Annotated in this window: 18 protein-coding genes; 9 read left to right on the top strand and 9 right to left on the bottom strand. The window is 72.6% G+C overall.

Going from position 1 to position 17,691, the window contains the following annotated elements:
- Positions 1 to 81: 81 nt before the first annotated feature.
- The 4 genes from ACFY04_RS18770 to ACFY04_RS18785 form a co-directional block, all read right to left on the bottom strand.
- The gene (locus ACFY04_RS18770) at positions 82 to 1,176 is read right to left on the bottom strand and encodes a low specificity L-threonine aldolase (protein WP_051773584.1); all 1,095 of its coding nucleotides are present in this window, start codon (positions 1,174 to 1,176) and stop codon (positions 82 to 84) included.
- Positions 1,155 to 1,916 carry an SDR family NAD(P)-dependent oxidoreductase gene (locus ACFY04_RS18775; protein ID WP_389117989.1) on the bottom strand — a complete coding sequence of 254 codons (762 nt, stop codon included), beginning with the start codon at positions 1,914 to 1,916 and terminating at the stop codon, positions 1,155 to 1,157. Before ACFY04_RS18775 ends, ACFY04_RS18770 begins: the two co-directional genes overlap by 22 nt.
- Positions 1,917 to 1,942: 26 nt before the next feature.
- Positions 1,943 to 3,349 (bottom strand): DUF6421 family protein, encoded by a 1,407-nt coding sequence (locus ACFY04_RS18780; protein ID WP_389117991.1) that lies wholly within the window; start codon positions 3,347 to 3,349, stop codon positions 1,943 to 1,945.
- 246 nt (positions 3,350 to 3,595) lie between these two features.
- A complete protein-coding gene (locus ACFY04_RS18785) occupies positions 3,596 to 4,717 on the bottom strand; it encodes an LLM class flavin-dependent oxidoreductase (RefSeq protein WP_389117993.1) in 1,122 nt (373 codons plus the stop codon).
- A 49-nt stretch (positions 4,718 to 4,766) separates the two neighbouring features.
- On the opposite strand from ACFY04_RS18785, the gene ACFY04_RS18790 reads away from it, so the two are divergent.
- The gene (locus tag ACFY04_RS18790; protein ID WP_389117995.1) at positions 4,767 to 5,393 is read left to right on the top strand and encodes a PadR family transcriptional regulator; all 627 of its coding nucleotides are present in this window, start codon (positions 4,767 to 4,769) and stop codon (positions 5,391 to 5,393) included.
- 190 nt (positions 5,394 to 5,583) lie between these two features.
- A complete protein-coding gene (locus tag ACFY04_RS18795) occupies positions 5,584 to 6,276 on the top strand; it encodes a glycerophosphodiester phosphodiesterase (RefSeq protein ID WP_389117997.1) in 693 nt (230 codons plus the stop codon).
- A gap of 75 nt (positions 6,277 to 6,351) precedes the next feature.
- Here the strand turns inward: ACFY04_RS18795 and ACFY04_RS18800 are convergent, their stop codons facing one another.
- Entirely contained in the window at positions 6,352 to 6,891 is a 540-nt protein-coding gene (locus ACFY04_RS18800) for a GNAT family N-acetyltransferase (protein WP_389117999.1), read from the bottom strand.
- A 130-nt stretch (positions 6,892 to 7,021) separates the two neighbouring features.
- Here ACFY04_RS18800 and ACFY04_RS18805 point away from each other — a divergent pair, with 130 nt between their 5' ends.
- From ACFY04_RS18805 to ACFY04_RS18820, 4 genes are all read left to right on the top strand, one after another.
- The gene (locus ACFY04_RS18805; RefSeq protein ID WP_389118001.1) at positions 7,022 to 7,576 is read left to right on the top strand and encodes a DUF5134 domain-containing protein; all 555 of its coding nucleotides are present in this window, start codon (positions 7,022 to 7,024) and stop codon (positions 7,574 to 7,576) included.
- A gap of 81 nt (positions 7,577 to 7,657) precedes the next feature.
- Positions 7,658 to 8,599 carry a M56 family metallopeptidase gene (locus ACFY04_RS18810; RefSeq protein ID WP_389118002.1) on the top strand — a complete coding sequence of 314 codons (942 nt, stop codon included), beginning with the start codon at positions 7,658 to 7,660 and terminating at the stop codon, positions 8,597 to 8,599.
- Positions 8,600 to 8,655: 56 nt separating this feature from the next.
- Positions 8,656 to 9,315 (top strand): phosphatase PAP2 family protein, encoded by a 660-nt coding sequence (locus tag ACFY04_RS18815; protein WP_389118003.1) that lies wholly within the window; start codon positions 8,656 to 8,658, stop codon positions 9,313 to 9,315.
- Positions 9,316 to 9,417: 102 nt separating this feature from the next.
- Positions 9,418 to 10,074, top strand: coding sequence for a TetR/AcrR family transcriptional regulator (locus ACFY04_RS18820; RefSeq protein WP_389118004.1), 657 nt, complete (start codon positions 9,418 to 9,420; stop codon positions 10,072 to 10,074).
- 2 nt (positions 10,075 to 10,076) lie between these two features.
- On the opposite strand, the gene ACFY04_RS18825 is transcribed toward ACFY04_RS18820, so the two are convergent.
- Positions 10,077 to 11,561, bottom strand: a complete 1,485-nt coding sequence (locus ACFY04_RS18825) for an LVIVD repeat-containing protein (protein WP_389118006.1) — start codon at positions 11,559 to 11,561, stop codon at positions 10,077 to 10,079.
- Positions 11,562 to 11,643: 82 nt separating this feature from the next.
- Between ACFY04_RS18825 and ACFY04_RS18830 the strand changes: the two genes are divergently transcribed.
- The 3 genes from ACFY04_RS18830 (at position 11,644) to ACFY04_RS18840 (ending at position 14,601) form a co-directional block, all read left to right on the top strand.
- A complete protein-coding gene (locus ACFY04_RS18830; RefSeq protein ID WP_389118155.1) occupies positions 11,644 to 12,336 on the top strand; it encodes a DUF305 domain-containing protein in 693 nt (230 codons plus the stop codon).
- A 52-nt stretch (positions 12,337 to 12,388) separates the two neighbouring features.
- Positions 12,389 to 13,753, top strand: a complete 1,365-nt coding sequence (locus ACFY04_RS18835; RefSeq protein ID WP_389118007.1) for an FAD-dependent oxidoreductase — start codon at positions 12,389 to 12,391, stop codon at positions 13,751 to 13,753.
- A 227-nt stretch (positions 13,754 to 13,980) separates the two neighbouring features.
- Positions 13,981 to 14,601 (top strand): prealbumin-like fold domain-containing protein, encoded by a 621-nt coding sequence (locus ACFY04_RS18840; protein ID WP_389118009.1) that lies wholly within the window; start codon positions 13,981 to 13,983, stop codon positions 14,599 to 14,601.
- A gap of 58 nt (positions 14,602 to 14,659) precedes the next feature.
- Here the strand turns inward: ACFY04_RS18840 and ACFY04_RS18845 are convergent, their stop codons facing one another.
- The 3 genes from ACFY04_RS18845 to ACFY04_RS18855 form a co-directional block, all read right to left on the bottom strand.
- Complete coding sequence (locus ACFY04_RS18845; protein ID WP_314241949.1) at positions 14,660 to 15,007, bottom strand: helix-turn-helix domain-containing protein; 348 nt, start codon at positions 15,005 to 15,007, stop codon at positions 14,660 to 14,662.
- A 139-nt stretch (positions 15,008 to 15,146) separates the two neighbouring features.
- A complete protein-coding gene (locus ACFY04_RS18850; RefSeq protein ID WP_389118011.1) occupies positions 15,147 to 16,247 on the bottom strand; it encodes an NADH:flavin oxidoreductase/NADH oxidase in 1,101 nt (366 codons plus the stop codon).
- Positions 16,248 to 16,323: 76 nt separating this feature from the next.
- On the bottom strand, positions 16,324 to 17,646 hold the full coding sequence (locus tag ACFY04_RS18855; RefSeq protein ID WP_389118013.1) for a wax ester/triacylglycerol synthase family O-acyltransferase: 1,323 nt from the start codon (positions 17,644 to 17,646) through the stop codon (positions 16,324 to 16,326).
- Between the last annotated feature and the right edge of the window lie 45 nt (positions 17,647 to 17,691).

A 17,691-nucleotide genomic window follows, 5' to 3' on the forward strand; every position in this document is an offset into this window, starting at 1 on the left:
GGAGCATAGGCAAACCCCCGACCGCAGATCAATAGATTTACGGTCGAGAGTATAGCTATGCAGATTTCCGCGAGGTGTCGGCTAGCGCGCCAGCTCTTCCTTCAGCGCCTGGAGGAAGCCGTCCACGTCCTCTTCCTGGGTGTCGAAACCGCACATCCAGCGGACGTCGCCGGCGGCCTCGTCCCAGAAGTAGAAGCGGTAACGCTTCTGCAGCCGCCGCGAGACCTCATGGGGCAGCCGCGCGAACACCGCGTTCGCCTGCACCGGGTAGAGGATCTCCACGCCGTCCGTCTCGCGCACGCCGGCGGCGAGCCGCTGCGCCATCGCGTTGGCGTGCCGGGCGTTGCGCAGCCACAGGTCCTTGGCGAGCAAGGCCTCCAGCTGCACCGACACGAAGCGCATCTTGGACGCGAGCTGCATGGACATCTTGCGGATGTGCTTCATCTGCCGGACCGCGTCCGGGTTGAGCACCACCACGGCCTCGCCGAACATCATGCCGTTCTTGGTGCCGCCGTACGACAGCACGTCCACGCCCACCGCGTTCGTGAAGGCGCGCATCGGCACGTCGAGGGAGGCCGCGGCATTGGCTATCCGGGCACCGTCGAGGTGGACCTTCATGCCGAGCCCGTGGGCGTGCTCGCAGATCGCCCGGATCTCGTCCGGGGTGTAGACCGTGCCCAGCTCGGTGTTCTGGGTGATCGACACGACCTGCGGCATCGCCCGGTGCTCGTCCTCGAAGCCCCAGGCCTCCTGGTCGATCAGCTCGGGGGTGAGCTTGCCGTCCGGGGTCGGTACGGCGAGCAGCTTGAGGCCCGCCATCCGCTCGGGCGCGCCGCCCTCGTCCACGTTGATGTGGGCGCTCTTGGCGCAGATCACGGCACCCCAGCGGTCCGTCATCGCCTGGAGGGCGGTGACGTTCGCGCCGGTGCCGTTGAAGACCGGGAAGGCTTCCGCGTACGGCCCGAAGTGGCTGCGGATGACCTTCTGCAGGTGTTCGGTGTAGTCGTCCTCGCCGTAGGCGACCTGGTGGCCGCCGTTGGCGAGCGCGACGGCCGCCAGGACCTCCGGATGCACTCCCGCGTAGTTGTCGCTCGCGAACCCGCGCACCGCCGGGTCGTGGTGGCGCCGGGCGTCGGTCTTCCCTGCCTCGGTTCTCACGGTTGCGGAGTGAGCCACAGACGCTGTCCGTTCACATCGATGGCGGGCCGCTCCCAGACGCCGGCGATGGCCTCGGCCAGCTCCGTCACGTCGGTGAAGCCCGCGAACTTCGCATTGGGACGCTCGGCGCGCATCGCCTCGTGCACCAGTGCCTTGATGACCAGGATCGCAGCTGCCGCGCCGGGACCCTCGTCACCCCCCGCCTTGCGGAAGGAGTCCGCCATGGCCAGGGTCCAGGCCTCGGCCGCGGCCTTGCCCGCGTTGTACGCGGCGTTGTTGGCGACCGGCTTGTGCGCCCCGGACTGGCTGACCAGCACGTAGCGGCCGCGGTCGCTGCGCAGCAGCCCGTCGTGGAAGGCCAGCGAGGTGTGCTGGACCGTGCGGATGAGGAGCTTCTCCAGGAAGGTCCAGTCCGCGAGGTCCGTATCGGTGAAGGTCTTGCTGCCGCGCCAGCCGCCGACGAGGTGCACCAGGCCGTCGATCCGGCCGAACTCCTTCTCGGTCTGCTCGGCCCAGGCCTTGGTGGCGTCCAGGTCGAGCAGGTCCACGGTGTCACCGGTGATGGTGGCGCCACCGTGGGCGTAGCGTGCCGCGTCCACGGCCTCCGCCAGCCGCGCCGGATCGGCGTCCGACGCGATGACCACCGCACCCGCCTCGGCGAGGCGGAGCAGGGTGGCGCGGCCTGCGGGCCCGCCGGCCCCGGCCACCGCCACCACCGCTCCGTGCAGCTTTCCGTTGCCGTTCCCGGAGCCGTTCATCTGTGCAGCCTCCTGTGGGCGAGTGCTCACGCGGCAACTCGCTCGGCCTGCTCTGCGTTCAGGGCGGTAATGCCCTTGGTCGCGGCGATCGTCCCCTTGAGCTTCTTGGCGAGCGCCTCAAAGAACATGCTGAGCGGAAACTCGTCCGGAAGCACGTCGTCCACGAGCTTGCGCGGCGGCTGCGTCAGGTCCAGGGCGTCGGGGCCCTTGGCCCACTTGGAACCCGGGTGCGGGGCGAGGTAGGTGGAGACCAGCTCGTACGCCTTGAACCAGTGCACGAGCTTCGGGCGGTCGATGCCGGCCCGGTACAGGTCCTCGATCTCGGCGCACAGCTGGTTGGTGACCTGCGGGGCGCGCATCCAGTCGATCTTCAGCTTGTTGTCCGTCCAGCGCACGACGTCGTGCTTGTGGAGGTAGGCGAAGAGCAGCTGGCCACCGAGGCCGTCGTAGTTGCGGTTGCGGTCACCGGAGACCGGGAAGCGGAACATCCGGTCGAAGAGGACGGCGTACTGCACGTCACGGCCGTGCTCGTTGCCCTCGGACTCCAGCTTCACGGCCTCCTTGAAGGCGGTGAGGTCGCAGCGCAGCTCCTCCAGTCCGTACATCCAGAACGGCTGGCGCTGCTTGATCATGAAGGGGTCGAACGGCAGGTCGCCGTGGCTGTGGGTGCGGTCGTGGACCATGTCCCACAGGACGAAGGCCTTCTCGCAGCGCTCCTGGTCCTCGACCATGCGGGCGATGTCCTCGGGCAGGTCGATGCCCAGGATGTCGACGGCGGCCTCGGTCACCTTGCGGTAGCGGGCGGCCTCGCGGTCGCAGAAGATGCCACCCCAGGTGAAGCGCTCGGGGGCCTCGCGCACGGCGATGGTCTCCGGGAAGAGCACGGCGGAGTGGGTGTCGTAGCCCGGCGTGAAGTCCTCGAAGGTGATGCCGAGGAAGAGCGGGTTGTCGTACCGGGTGCGCTCCAGCTCGGCGAGCCACTCGGGCCACACCATCTTGAGCACGACGGCTTCCAGGTTGCGGTCCAGGTTGCCGTTCTGGGTGTACATGGGGAAGACGACGAGGTGCTGCAGCCCGTCCGCGCGCTCGGCGGCCGGGTGGAAGGCCAGCAGGGAGTCGAGGAAGTCCGGCACCTTGAAGTCGTCCGCGGCCCACTTGCGCAGGTCGGCGACGAGGGCCCGGTGGTACGCGGCCGCGTGCGGGAGCAGCGGCGACAGCGCCTCGACCGCCGTGATCACACGTTCCACCGCGGCCAGGACGGTGGCACGGCCGTGCGCGCCCTCGACCTCGAAGTCGATGGAGCCGTCCTTGGCCTGCCAGGGCCGGATCTCCTCCACGGCGGCCTTGAGCTCGGGCCACGCGGGGTGGTCGACCACCCGCGCTCCAGCGGTTATCACGGCGCCGCCGGTACCGGGCACAAGAGTTTCCGTCATGTCACTTCCTCCACAGGAGAACCTCACGTATGGGCAGAGTATGCGCGCGAGGCTCTCCCCCTCAAGAGGGAACTCCGGAAATTATCCTGCGCGACCCCCCATTTCACCGGAAGTCTTCCCGTTCGTCAGCGCGGAACCGACCACTCCGCCCAATTGCGCCAAGGCTTCCCGGCCGGCGGCCGCCCGCCGGCCGGGCCGGGGCGGACGGAGCCCGACGGCCGGCATGGGGCGCACATCACACACCCGTCACACACCCCGGAAGTACGGAATAACCTTTTTGCCCCATTGCCTCAGGGTCTCCAGGCAGGCCTCCTGCCCCACCGTGCCCATCTGGATCAGGCACATGATCTCGTCGGCGCCCGCCTCCCTCAGCCGCTCCACGTACGCGATGGCCTCGTCGGCGGTCCCGTAGGCGTGGTCGGCGTTGAACGTGGCCGTCGAGGCCGGCCGGACCGGGATGTCCAGCTCGTGCAGCCGGGCCACCACCTGCTCGGCGGCCCTGCGCATCTCCGCGGCCTCGTCGGCGCCCGCCACCACGGCCTCGTCCGGGACGCCGGCCCCGCCGTACCAGTGACCGATGGACTGGGCGAAGAACCGCTGCCCGCGGGTGCCGATCCGGCGCGCCTCCTCCCGGTCGTCGAGCACGATGGTCGGGCACAGCACGGAGAAGTGGTCGTTGACCACGGTGGACACGAACCGGCTCCCGTCGCGCCCGGCGATCGCGGCGTCGTAGACGGACCGCATCCGCGCGATGGACTCCGGGCCGGCGAAGCCCATCACCAGCGCCCCGATCCCCAGCTCGGCCGCCTGGACCAGGGTCTCGCCCCGGCTGCACGCCAGGAACAGCGGCGGATGCGGGGTCTGCCGCGGCCGCGGCAGGATCGGGTGCGGGTCGATGTCGATCAGCTCGCCGTGGTACTCCAGCTCCTCCTCCTGCCAGGCGCTGCCGATGATCCGCAGGGCCTCCTCGACCTCGGCCGTGGTGCGGTCCCGGTCCACCCCGCACAGCGAGGTCTCCTGCTCGGTGCCGCCCCGCCCGGCCCCGAGGTCGAGGCGCCCGCCCGAGAGCAGGTCGAGCATGGCGGCCCGCTCGGCGACCCGCACCGGGTGGTTGAAGTTGAAGGGCATGCACACGACGCCGCGACCGATGCGTATGGTGTTCGTCCTGGCCGCGACCCAGGTCAGGAAGATCTCGGGGGCACTCATGTGGGCGTACCACTTGAGCGAGTGGTGCTCGACCGCCCAGATCCGGTCGAATCCCATGCGTTCGGCGAGCACGGCCTGCTCGACGCAGTCACGGAAGAGCCGGTGCTCCCGTTCCACCGTCGGGTCGGCAAGTTGGGCTTCGAAGATCACGGAGAATTTCACTGTGCCTCCAGGGTTGCGTCGCGTACCCGGTCTCACTTCAATTCGAAATATGACTAGTAGTCAGGAGTCGAAGAAGCAAGAGCTGCCGCCGACCGCGTGGGCCGTTCTGGGCCTGCTCTCCTTCCCCGGCGAGCGCACCGGCTACGAGCTGAAGAAGTGGGCGGACTCCTCCCTGCGCTTCTTCTACTGGTCACCGGCCATCAGCCAGATCTACGCGGAGCTGCGCCGTCTGGAGGAACGGGGCTACGCGGCCTCCGTGCGCTCGGGACCCGAGGAGGCGCGGGCCAAGCGGCGCTACGCCATCACCGACGCGGGGCGCGAGGCGCTGGCCGGCTGGGCCGCCGACACCGGCGAGGCCGGGCCCCCCGTGCTCAAGCACGGGCTGCTGCTGCGGATCTGGCTCGGCCACCTGGCCGAGCCGGAGCGGCTGCGCGCGATGGTCGGCGAGCATCTGGAGCGGACCCGGGGCGAGCTGGCCGCCGTACGGGAGGCCATGGAGCACGCGAGCGGCGTCCCGGAATGGACCTTCCCGGCCCTCGCGCTGCGCTGGAGCGAACGGCAGCACCTGGCCGAACTGGAGCTCGCCGAGGCCCTGCTCACCGACCTGGACGGGCTGGCCGGCGCCCAGGAGGACCCGGGCCGTCAAGCCGACGGGGACGCGCCCACGCCCGGGTGACGCGACAGGCGCGGCGCCGGTCCCGGTGGGGCGCACAACCCTGGCGGGAAGCGGCCGGGGCGCTCCTCCGGGGCCGTGCACGCCCGGTCCCTTCGCACCCGCGGCGCACTAGCATGCGACCTCATCGCGCGCGGCCGGTCGGGACACCGAAGCCGCGCGGGGAGCCGCCGTCGACGGAAGCGAGAGAACCTTGACTTTCCTCACCATCGGTCACCGCGGGGTCATGGGTGTCGAACCGGAGAACACCCTGCGGTCGTACCTCCGAGCGGAACGTTGCGGCATGGACGTCATCGCTCTGGATCTGCGCCTGAGCAAGGACGGAGCCCTCGTCGCCGTGCACGACCCCGAGGTGGACCGGACCACCGACGGCTCGGGGGCCGTCGCCGATCTGACCCTGGCCGAGCTGCGCGAGCTGGACGCCGGTCAGGGCGAGCACGTGCCGGTCCTGGAGGAGGTCCTGGACGCGGTCGGGGTGCCGCTCCAGGCCTTCGTCGCCGACCTGGCCACTGCCGCGGTGCTCGCGGAGCTGATCCTGCGCCACGACCTGACCTCCCGGGTGGAGGTGGCCTCCACCCAGGAGGCGGTGCTCGCCGAGACGGCCCGGCTGGTGCCGGGCGTACGGACCGTCCTGTACGCGGCCTCCCCCGGCGGCGGAGCCGGGTCCGTCGTGGACCGGGCGCTGGCCGCGGGCGCCGCGACGGTCGCCGTGGACATCCACCGGCTCAGCCTGGAGACGGTGGACGCGGCGCACGCGGCGGGCCTGCGCGTGACGGGCAGGGCGGTCGACACCCTGGACCTGCTGCGGCTCGCGCGGGCGCTCGGACTGGACGGCGCCGCCACGGACTTCCCGGAGATCCGCAGCACGGGACGCTTCACCGCCTGACGGCGGCGGCCCGGCACGGGATACAGCTACGGATACGGGTCCGGATACGGGTCCGGATCCGTCTCCGTCTCCGGCTCAGAGCGATTTGACCAGCAGCTCGAAGGCCAGGTCCTCGCGGAGCGGGACGCCGAAGCGCTCGTCACCGTAGGGGAAGGGGCTCAGCTCGCCGGTGCGCCGGTAGCCGCGGCGCACGTAGTACGCGATGAGGTCCTCCCGTACGTGCACCACCGTCATCCGCATCTCCTTGGCGCCCCACGTCTCGCGGGCGCGGCGCTCGGCCTCGGCCAGGATCTCCTTGCCGAGGCCCGCGCCCTGGAGGCCGGGGCGGACGGCGAACATCCCGAAGTAGACGTGGTCGTCGCGGTGTTCGAGCTGGCAGCAGGCGACGAGCTCGCCCGCGCGCTCGACGACGAGCAGGACCCCGTCCGGGGCGGCGATGACGGCGAGGACCCCGTCCGGGTCGGTGCGCTGCCCGTCCAGGTAGTCGGCCTCGGTGGTCCAGCCGGCCCGGCTCGCGTCCCCGCGGTAGGCGGACTCGACGAGTTCCACCAGTTCCGGCACGTCCGCCTCGACGGCACTTCGGAAACTCAGGGCGGCGGGCTGGGCGGTCGACATCGGGCGCTCCGTTCAGTACGGCGGCATATGACATGCCTGGAAGGCAGGGAGAGCGTATCCCGGAGCCGCGTGAGGGTGGTGTGAGAGGGGCATCTCTCCCCGTGACGCCGACGAACCGGGAGGTTCCGCCGTGCACGGTTCCGCCACGTCCCCCACCACCTCCGTCTCCTCCTGGCTGCTGGTGCTGCTGTGCGCGGTGAGCGGTGCGTACTGCCTGCGGCGGGCGCGGGGTTCGGACGGCGGCGCCGCCGGGGAGGCGGTGATGGGATTCGGGATGGCCCTGATGGCCGTGCCCCTCGGCGGGCGCGGCGACGGGTGGCGGGCGCCGGTGCTGGGTGTGGTCTTCTGCGGCGCGGCCCTGCACGCCCTGTGGCTGCTGCGGGGCAGACCGCACCACACGCACCACCTGGTGGGTTCGCTGACGATGGTCTACATGACCCTGATGGCCGGGTCCGGGCCGGAGCACGGGCCGGAGCACGCCCAGGCGGCCGGGCCGCCCCTGCTGACCGGCGCGCTGCTCCTCTACTACGCCGGGTACGTGATGCTCGGCGGGACCCGGCTGATCGCCGCGGGCGACGCCGCGTCCTCGCGGCCGGCCGCCGGCCGGGGCGGGCCCACCGAACTCGTCCGCGCCTGCCGACTCGCCATGGGAATGGGGATGTTGGCCATGCTGCTCACGATGTGACGGAGCCGGCGGACGTGTCCTGCGTCACCAATGGCCCGAGGACGTACCCGCAGGTAGTCCCTCGCTCATAGGCTGGCGGCCATGATGGTCCCCGCCGTTCTCCTGTTGCTCGGCGCCCTGACCGCGGTGCTCGCCCCCCGTCTGCTGGCCCGGGCCCGGTGGCCCGAGCGTGAGCCGGTCGTCGCCCTGTGGGTGTGGCAGTGCGTGGTCGGCGCCGTGCTCCTGTGCTTCGGGCTGTCGATGCTGCTGAGCTCGGCGGCCGCCTGGCAGGAGGTCCGGGGCCGGCTGTTCGCCTCCGCCCCGCACGGGGTGGTCGACGCCTACGCCCTCGGCCCGGCCGGCGGGCCCTGGGCCGCCGTCACCGCGCTCGTGCTGGCGGGCGGCGGGCTGTGGACCGGGGCGATGCTGACCGGTGAGGTGCTGCGGGCACGGGCCCGGCGGCGAGCGCAGGGCAGCGAACTGCTGGTACGGGCCCCGCTGCTGCCCGGGGAGGACCCGGCGGGCGCGCGGCTCGTCGTCCTGGAGGGTCCCCGGCCGGACGCCTGGTGGCTGCCGGGAGCGGCCCCGCAGCTGGTGGTCACGACGGCGGCGCTGGGCCGGCTGAAAGGCAGCCAGCTGGACGCGGTGCTGGCGCACGAGCAGGGGCACGCGACGGCCCGGCACGACTGGCTGCTGCACTGTTCGCGGGCGCTGGCCAGGGGCTTCCCGCAGGTTCCGGTCTTCGCGGCGTTCGAGGCGGAGATGCACCGGCTGGTGGAGATGGCCGCCGACGACATGGCCTCCCGGCGGTTCGGACGGCTGACGATCGCGCTGGCCCTGGTCGGACTCAACGAGGACCGGGGGGTGTTCGGGGCCTCCTCGCCCGAGCACGCGCACGTTCCGCAGCGGGTGCGCAGGCTGCTGTCGGCGGCGCCCCGGCTCTCCCCCGGCCGCCGGCTGCGGCTGACGGCGCTGGCCACGCTGGTCCCGGCGATCCCGCTGCTGGTGGCCTTCGTACCGGGGCTGAGCGCCCTCGCCCAGTAGGTACGCCCCGGCGCCGCCCCACGCCGCCCGGCGGGTGGCGGTGCAAGGATCTCCACATGCGGAACGATCACTTGCGGTGGACGGGTATCGGCTGCGCCCTGCTGGGGGCGGTGCTGACGGCGCTGGTGGTCGCGCAGTGGCGGCCGCTGCTCGCCTACGACGAACGGGTCGCCCGGGATCTCCACGTCCACGCCGTCACCCACCCCGGGGTCACGCACCTGATGCAGGTGCTCAGCGACTGGGTGTGGGACCCCTGGACCATGCGGGCGCTGGCGGCGGTCGCCTGCGCGCTGCTGTGGTGGCGGGGCGACCGGGGGCGGGCGCTGCGGGTGGCCCTGGTGACGCTGGCGGCCTCGGCGCTGCAGCAGGGGCTGAAGGCACTGGTGGGGCGGGAGCGTCCGGTGTGGCCGGATCCGGTGGACTCGGCGCAGTACGCGGCCTACCCGTCCGGCCACGCCATGACCGCGACGGTGGTGTGCGGACTGCTCCTGTGGCTGCTCCCCCGCCCGGCCCGGGGCCGGGTGCCGGTCCCCTGGGTGGTGGCCGCCTGGGCGGTGGCCGTGGTCTCGGTGCTCGGAGTCGGCTTCACCCGCGTGTACCTCGGGGTGCACTGGCCGTCGGACGTGCTGGCGGGCTGGCTGCTGGGAGTGGCCCTGGTGGCTCTCGCGACGTCCGTGCCCGTCCGCGAACGCGGCTGCGGCCCGGTGGAACAGTGAGGGTACGGCGTGCCTGCCCTGGATGATCCCCCGTGTCACCCAGAGCAGGCGACACCCTGCGCTGAGTATATTGGCCAGGAGCCAGTCAACGCAGGAGTAAGCATGTCCCCGCGCAGCGCATCGGTCAATGAAGAATTGCGCAGACGTTCCCGGGAGCGGCTGCTGCAGTCCACGGTCGAACTCGTGGCCGAGCACGGCTACGAGGCCACGACGCTCGGCGACATCGCCGACCGGGCGGGCGCGGCACGCGGCCTGGTCTCGTACTACTTCCCGGGCAAACGGCAGTTGCTGCAGTCCGCGGTGCACCGGCTGATGCACCTCACCCTGTACGCCGCGCTGGAGCGGGAGCCCCGCAGCGAGTGCGGGCGCGAACGGCTCGCGCGTGCCGTCGACGCGGTCCTGGGGCTCGCCCGGGACGAACCCCTGCTGATGCGCACGCACATGGCGGGCATCCTCACGGCCGAGGGCTTCGTGCAGTGCCCCGAGCAGCAACGGCTGGCGGAGCTGCTGCGGGACACCGTCGTCCGGTACGGCTCGGCGGACCCGGACACGGACTATCCGCTGCTGCGGGCCCTGCTGATGGGCGCGGTCGTGGCGATCCTGCTGCCCGGCGCCCCGATGCCGGCACAGCGGCTGCGGGCGGAACTGTTCCAGCGCTACGGGCTGGACTGGGAGCTCGGCGTTCCGCCGGACGGCGGGCCGCCCGGCGGAACGTTTCCCTCACCCCCTCCGCACCCCTCGCACCCGTCGCGCCCCTGAGGTCAGTGGTACGCGGGCTGGGTCTGCACGTTGAGCCGGTCCATCCGCACCCACCGGGCGCTCTCGGTGCGCCGGTCGTCGAGCCGCAGCACGTCGAGGCCCTTGACGATGTCGTTCGAGTAGATGTGCCCGTTGTAGTAGTACGCCGACCAGGACCCGCCGAGTCCGAGCTGGTCCGTCGTCAGCGGTCCGCGCTCGAAGTAGGCGATCTCCCTGGGCCGGGCGGAGTCGGTGAACTCCCATACGGAGACGCCGCCCTGGTACCAGGCCTGCACCATGATGTCGCGGCCGCCGCCGACCGGGACCAGCGAGCCGTTGTGGGCCACGCAGTTCTCGGTGTCGGCCTGGTGACGCGGGATCTTGAAGTAGCCGCGGAAGGCGAGTTTGCGCTGGTCCCCGCGGCCGGTGATGTCGTAGATCCCGTCGGCGCCGCGGTTCGGACCGGTGGCCTCGTTGCAGGTGGCGCCGCCACCGCCGCCGAGTTCGTCGGTGAACACCACCTTGTTCGCGCGCTCGTTGAAGGTGGCCGAGTGCCAGAACGCGAAGTTCACGTTGTCCTGGACCCGGTCGATGACCCGTGGCTGCTCGGGCTTGCTGATGTCGAAGAGGATGCCGTCACCCATGCAGGCTCCGGCGGCCAGGTTCTTGGACGGCAGCACGGTGATGTCGTGGCAGCCGGTGGTCTTGGAGACGCCGGGGTTGGTGGGCGCGCCCGGGTTGCCGCCGTCGGGGAAGAGGACCGGGAAGGCGACGACCGCGGCCTTCGCCGGCGCCTTCTTCGGGACCTTCACGACCGAGATGCCGTCGTGCGGCGGCTTGCAGTCGGGGAAGGCCTCGTTCGGGGAGTACGAGGCGACGTAGAGGTAGAGGTCGCGGTCGCCCGGCACCAGGGTGTGGGTGTGTGAACCGCAGGCGGTCTCGACGGACTTGATGTACTTGGGGTTCTTCTTGTCCTTGATGTCGAAGATCTTGATGCCCTCCCACGAGGACTTCTCCGTGGCGGGCTGCGAGACGCTGTTGCAGGAGTCGTCGCTGCGCGAGGAGTCGGTGGACAGGAAGAGCAGGTCGCCGTGGACGGAGACATCGTTCTGGCCGCCGGGGCAGAGCACCTGGGTGACCGTCTTCGGTGCCTTCGGGTTCGCGATGTCGTAGATGGTGAAGCCGCTGTAGCTGCCCGCGTAGGCGTACCTGCCCTGGAAGGCCAGGTCGGTGTTGATCCCCGCGGGGTCGCTGCTGGGGATGTTGGCCAGGGGCTTGACGTTGGCGCTGTGCACGATCTCGTCCTGGCCGGGGATGTCGCCCGGGGCGAGTTCCCGGCCCTCGGCGAGGCCGGCGCCGTGCTGATGCGCGCTGCCGGGTGCCAAGTCGCCCGGGTCGGGGGTCGCGGCCGCCGGTCCGGCCGTCAGGAGCGTGGTGAGGAGCCCGGCCGCGGCGACGGCCACCCCCACCCTCCTGTTCCGCACCCGCCTGGTGTGTAGCGAGGTCACTGTGCCCTCCTTTGAGAGCCCGATCGGCTCCGCCCGCGAGGGAGCGGAACCAGGACCCCCGCAGTATCTTCTCTTCATGGACATGGCAAAAGACCTCAGGGGCCGCCCCCGGGCCTTACCGGCGCCGCCCGTCCGGCTCGCCGCCGTGGTGGCGGCCGCCGCCGGCCTCCTGCTGACGCTCTCCGGCTGCCAGGGGGACCAGGGGACGGACCGGGCGGACGACGGACGGGCCACGGTCGTCGCGCCGGGCAGACCGGGCGAGAAGGCCCGTCACCTCACCCCCGAAGAGGCCGCGAAGGCGAAACCGGACGACAGCCCGAACGCCGCCGACCAGGCTTACGTGTCGCGCATGATCGAACACCACCGGCAGGCGCTGACGATGAGCGCGCTGGCCCCGGAGCGGGCCGCGGCGGACGGGGTCAAACGGCTCGCGGAGCGGATCACGGCGGCCCAGAAGCCCGAAATCGGCGCGATGGAGAAGTGGTTGGCCCTCCATCCGGCCCCGGCGGCGGGCTCCGGCGGGCACGGGCAGGGCCACGACCACGGAGCGATGCCGGGCATGGCGACCGAGCGGCAGCTGGCGGATCTGACCGCGGCCGGGGGGGCCGATTTCGACCGGCTCTTCGTGAAGCTGATGACCGCCCACCACGAGGGCGCCCTGACGATGGCCGGCGAGGCGCTGGCGGGCGGGAACAACGTGGCGGTGGAGGAGATGGCCACCGAGGTGGTGGCCACGCAGAGCGCCGAGATCCACCGGATGCGCACGATGGGCTGACTCCGCGGGGGGCCGGTGTCATGCTGGGACCACCTGCGGGAGGAGCTCCGCCGTGCTTCGAGTCGCCGTTGTCGGATCGGGCCCCAGCGGGGTCTACGCGGCCCAGACGCTGGTGCAGCAGCGCGAGGTGCCCGGGGTACGGGTGGACGTGCTGGACCGGCTCCCCGCCCCCTACGGGCTCGTCCGGTACGGGGTCGCCCCGGACCACGAGAAGATCAAGTCGCTCCAGGGCAGCCTGCGCACCGTGCTGGAGGACGAGCGCATCCGCTTCCTCGGCAATGTCGAGGTCGGCGGGGAGGCGCTGCCCGCGGACCGGCTGCTGGAGCTGTACCACGCGGTGGTCTACTGCGTGGGCGCGGCCCGCGACCGGATGCTGGGGATCCCCGGTGAGGAGCTGACCGGGGTGCACTCCGCCACGGCCTTCGTGTCCTGGTACAGCGGGCACCCGGACGCCGCCGGCGAGGTCTTCGACCTGCCCGGCGTGGATGCGGCGGTGGTGGTCGGGGCGGGCAACGTCGCGGTGGACGTGACGCGGATCCTGGCCCGGGGCACGGCCGAACTGACGCCGACGGACATGCCGCAGCCGGCGCTCGGCGCGCTCGCGGAGAGCGGGGTGCGCGAGGTGGCGATGGTGGCCCGGCGCGGGCCCTCGCAGGGCAGGTTCACCACCAAGGAGCTGCGTGAACTGGGCACCCTGCCGGGCGTGGACACCTGGGCCGACCCGGCCGAACTGGCCCTCGACCCCGTGTACGCCGACCCGGAGGCGGCCGCCGCCCTGCCCGCGGTGGCCCGGCGGAACCTGGAGGTGCTGCGCGGCTGGTCCGGGGCCCGCCCGGACGCGGGGCCGCGCCGGATCGCCCTGCGGTTCTACCTGCGGCCGGTGGAGATCCTGGGCGGGCCGGACGGCCGGGTCACCGGGATGCGCTTCGAGCGCACCGCCCCGGACGGCCGGGGCGGGGTGACGGGGACGGGCGTGCACGAGGACATCGAGGCGCAGTTGGTGCTGCGCTCGGTGGGGTACAAGGGCGTTCCGCTCACCGGGCTGCCCTTCGACCCCGCGAAGGGTACGGTCCCGCACGCGGCGGGCCGGGTGCTGCGCGCGGGCCGGGCCTCGGTCGGCGAGTACGTGGCGGGCTGGATCAAGCGCGGCCCGACCGGGGTGATCGGCACGAACCGGCCCTGCGCCAAGGAGACCGTGTCCTCCCTGCTCCAGGACGCGGGGGCACTGGCCCGGCGCGACCTTCCCGGGGACCCGCTGGACGCCCTGCGGGCGGCGGGTCTGCGCCCGGTGCGGTGGCCGGGGTGGCTGGCCATCGAGGCGGCCGAGGCCGATCTGGGGCGCTCCCTGGGCCGCCGCTCGGTGAAGATCCCGGACTGGCAGGGCCTGTTGGACGCGGCGGACTCGGGCCGGGCCTAGGCCGGCTGCCGCGGATCATCCCTCCCCCGGTGTCGCGGCGGGCGGAGATCCTGCGGCACCCCCGACCTCGTTTCGCGTGGCTCCCCGTCACGGACGTCGCGGAAGTGCTTCCGGGTGGTGATCCGGGCGGAATGCCCTCATGCGGGAGTGTCGCCGGGCCAGCCCGCGCGCGCGGGCCGATCATGTCGCTGGAGTTATGCCCCGGAGCGGTATGCGGATGGAGTGTCATGGCACCGAACGGATTCCGTCGGTCATGGAGCGGGTGGCGGCCCTGGGTCCTCGGGGTGGCGACGACGGCGCTGCTGGTTTCGACGCCCTCGTACGCCGCGGCGGCGGCCGGGGCGGTCACAACCGTCCGGAACCAGCCGGGCATCGCGAGCCTGGCTGCCGGGGGTGCCGCCCGGTGCCCGGACCACACCCTGGCCGGCGGCCCGGGGTGGTGCCCTCCGCCGCACTGCGAGGCCGGGACTCCCGGCTGCGAGGGCCCCGGTGTGCCCCTCGGTGACGTCACGGTGATCAAGGAGGACGAGGCGACCGGCAACCCGCTGGCCGGCGCCGGCTTCCAGCTCTGGGAGGAGACCAACGGCATCCCGGGACTCCAGCCCACCGGCGGCGACCCGGACACCGGGATCGGCGACCCCTGCACCACCGGAGCCGACGGGACGTGCACGCGCACCCTGCCGACCGGCGTCTACTACTGGCAGGAGACCCAGGCCCCGCCCGGCTACGACCTGCCCGCCGGCCCGGTGTTCGGCCCCCTGGTACTGACGGAGGAGAACATCGCCGAAGGCGTGACGGTGACCGCCGAGAACACGCCCACGCCCGTGACCGCCGGTGAGGTCGCGTAACCCGCCCATCACGGCCCCGGCCAGCGGGCGGATGCCGCACCGGCTCACGCGCCGCGGCTCAGGACGCGAGCCGGGCCGCCTCGGCCGCGGCCGCAGCGAGGACGCTGTCGAGGAGGCCGGGGAAGAGCGCCTCCAGTTCCTCCCGGCGCAGGGCGTTGAGCTTGGTGGTGCCGCGGTAGGCCTGGCGTACGACGCCGCTCTCGCGCAGGACGCGGAAGTGGTGGGTGGTCGTGGACTTGGTGACCGGCAGGTCGAAGTACGAGCAGGCCAGGTCCTCCGCCGAGGCGGCCAGGTCCAGGACGATGGACAGCCGGACCGGGTCGGAGAGCGCGTGCAGCACGCCTTCCAGGCGGATCTCGCCCGCCTCGGGGTGGGCGAGGGTGCGGGAGGTGTCCCGTTCCGTCATGTCCCTGCTCCACTCACTCGATCGGTCCGCTCCGGATGCTGCGTGGGCCCCATCGTACGAGAGTCGTCGAAGAAGGCGGGTGGGTCGTGGAAACCGGTGGTACGGCTCCGGGGCGGGCGGCGCCGGAGCCGTACCCGCGTCACCAGGAGCGCTGGTACTGCTCGGGCGTACGGATCTCCCCGCCCAGCTCCTTGGCGGCGCGGCGGGCCCAGTACGGGTCGCGGAGCAGTTCCCGGCCCAGCAGGACGGCGGCGGCCTCCCCGTTGGCGAGGATCTTCTCGGCCTGCTCCGGTTCGGTGATCAGGCCGACGGCGGCCACGGGGAGGGCGGTCCCGGCCTTGACCCGGGCCGCGAAGGGAACCTGGAAGCCGGGGCCGACGGGGATCTGCGCGTGCGGCGCGAGGCCGCCGGTGGAGACGTCGAGCAGGTCCACCCCGTGCGCCAGCAGCAGGTCCGCCAGCCGGACCGTCTCGTCGGCGGTCCAGCCCTCCTCCTCCAGCCAGTCGGTGGCGGAGATCCGGAAGAACAGCGGAAGCTCCTCGGGCCACACCGCCCGTACGGCGTCCACGATTTCGAGGGCGAAGCGGGTGCGGTTCCCGAAGGAGCCGCCGTACTCGTCGGTGCGCTTGTTGCTGAACGGGGAGAGGAACTCTCCGATGAGGTAGCCGTGGGCGCCGTGGATCTCGACGACCTCGTAGCCCGCGGCCAGTGAGCGCTCGGCGGCGGCCGCGAACTGGCCGGTGATCTCCCGGATCTCCTCGACCGTCAGCTCGTGCGGCACCGGGTGGTCCTCGGAGAACGGCACCGCGCTCGGGGCGAGCGGCTGCCAGCCGTGCGCCTCGGGCCCGACCGGCCGCCCGCCCTTCCAGGTGCGGTCGGTGGAGGCCTTGCGGCCGGCGTGTGCGATCTGGATGCCGGGAACGGCGCCCTGGGCCTTGACGAAGGAGGTGATCCGGCGCAGTGCCGCCACCTGGGTGTCGTTCCAGATGCCGAGGTCGTAGGGGGAGATCCGGCCTTCCGGGGAGACCGCGGTGGCCTCCTGGACGATCAGCCCGGTACCGCCGGTGGCGCGGGCGGCGTAGTGCGCGAAGTGCCAGTCGCCGGCCACGCCCGCGTTCGGGCCGAAGGCCTCGGCGCTGTACTGGCACATCGGGGCCATCCACACCCGGTTCGGGATGGTGACGGAGCGGAGCGTGTAGGGCGCGAACAGGGCGGCGAAGGCGGCGGGGGCAGCACTCATCAGGCTCTCCAGATACGACCGGGCATGCCGGGGATCGACCAAGTACGAGAGTCACCGTACTACGAATTTCCTCGTACTACGAGACCTCTCGTACAAGCTCGTCGAGTTCCGCGCGCAGCGCCCCCGCCAGGGCCGCCAGATCCGGGACGGCCTCCGCGTCGGCGACCAGTCCGTAGTGGACCGTCCCCTTGTACGTGGAGACCGCGACGGCGAGCGACTGCCCCCGGGCCAGCGGGGCGAGCGGGTACACCTCGCGGACCGGGCTGCCGCCCAGGGTGAAGGTGAAGCCCGGCAGCGGCACGCTGGTGACCAGGATGTCGAAGAGCAGCCGGGCGGCCTGGGCCACGAGCGGGCCGCCGAGCCGGTGGCCGAGCGGATGGATGTGGTCGGCGAGCAGGGCGACGGCCCCGGCGCCGCGGGCGGGTCCGGCGTCCTTGTTGCGGTCCATGGCGGCGCGCACGCTGTCCAGGCGGCGCAGCGGATCGGATTCGGCGAGCGGCAGCCGGAGCAGATAGCCGGAGAGCCGGTTTCCGGCGCCCCCCGAGCCTCCGGGCCCGCGGCGGCGGGACACCGGGATCAGCGCGCGCGGGCCCGCGCCCCAGGGCTCGGGATCGCCCCGCTCCGCCAGCCAGCGCCGCAGCGCGCCCGCGACCAGTGCGATCAGCACGTCGTTGACGGTGCCGCCGGCGCCCTTGCGGACGAGGTTGACCTCGTCCAGGTCGAGCGCGAGGCCGGCCACCGCACGGGCGCCCGAGGCGGTGGGGCCTGCGGTGAGGGCCGCCGGCACCCCGAGCGGCAGTCCGGCGCGGGCCACGGCGGCGCCGATCTCCAAGGCCTGGCCGACGTCCTGGACCCGGGCGGCCAGGACTCCGGGGAGGCGGCGCAGGACGGAGCCGCCCCGCTGGTCGGGGACCGGGCGCGCGGGCGGCCGCGGGGCCGTCGCCTCGTCGAACAGGGTGGCCGCGAGGGCCAGCGCGCCCAGGCCGTCGGCGAGGGCGTGGTGGAACTTGAAGAGCACCGCGAAGGAGTCCGGATCGGGTCCGGCCAGCACGTGCGCCTCCCACGGAGGCAGCGCCCGGTCCAGCGGCCGGGCCATCAGCGGTCCGGCGGCGGCGTGCGGGACGGCCTCGTCGGTACGGACGAGGAACACGTGCCGGGCCGGGTCGAAGCCGGGGTCCGGCGACCAGGCGGCCGCGCCGACCGGCAGCAGCACGTCGCGGATCCGGCGGCGCAGGCGCGGCACGGCCGCGCACCGGGTGGCGAGCAGGCGGGCGGCCCGCTCCGCGGCGCCGGGCCCGGTGGCGCGGAACACGGCGAGGGCACCCAGGTGCATGGGGTGGTCGGCGGATTCGATCCGCCAGAAGGCGAGGTCGAGCGGGGACAGGTGCTCGGTGGCCACATACGTCCTCTCGCGGGCGGCGGCAGTGACCTGAAGTCAATCCAT

The organism is Streptomyces sp. NPDC001549 (genome assembly GCF_042894025.1).
Lineage (GTDB): Bacteria > Actinomycetota > Actinomycetes > Streptomycetales > Streptomycetaceae > Streptomyces > Streptomyces kutzneri.